Below are 524 nucleotides of genomic sequence, written 5' to 3'. Positions count from 1 at the left end.
GGGGAGCGGCCGGGGCGCCGGGTGCCGGAGCAGAGGGGCCCCTCGGGGACGCTGGTGGACCTGCCCGCGGCGGGGGCGGACGAGGAGCCGGAGGCGCCCGAGACCGACGCGGACTTCAACGTCCTGGGTATGACGTGGACCGGATCGGTCGTCCTGGACGTGTGCGCGCTGGTGTGCGCGGGGAGCCGCGTCCTCGACGACGACCACTTCGTCTTCTTCAACAACCGGGAGATACCCGGGGGTTCGGTGCGGATGGTGCCGGGCGCGCTGGGCGACCGGGCCGCGGTCCGGGTGGCGTTCGACGACCTGCCGGGCCGGGCGGACCGCCTGGTCCTGGTCGCCTCGGTCGACCCCGAGGCGAACCCGGACGCGGACCTCTCCGGCTTCACGGACGCGGGCATCCGGCTGCGCGACGCGGCGGGCACGGAACTGGACCGCCTGGAGGTCTCGGACGGCCGCACGGGCGAAACGGCCCTGGTACTGGGCTCGTTCCGGCGCCGCTCGGGGGTCGACTGGGACTTCGT

The 524-nt window shown here is 75.0% G+C and carries 1 protein-coding gene; it reads left to right on the top strand.

What is annotated here, in order from left to right; translation table 11 throughout:
• Positions 1-524: TerD family protein (locus ACJA3G_RS38430; RefSeq protein ID WP_406557596.1), on the top strand; the 524-nt coding region annotated here is incomplete at both ends.

Source organism: Streptomyces sp. YS-3, assembly GCF_045257485.1.
In the GTDB taxonomy this organism is placed as follows: Bacteria; Actinomycetota; Actinomycetes; order Streptomycetales; family Streptomycetaceae; genus Streptomyces.
The sequence above is the reverse complement of the archived record's forward strand: the minus strand, read 5'-3'. Positions and strand labels throughout refer to the sequence as shown.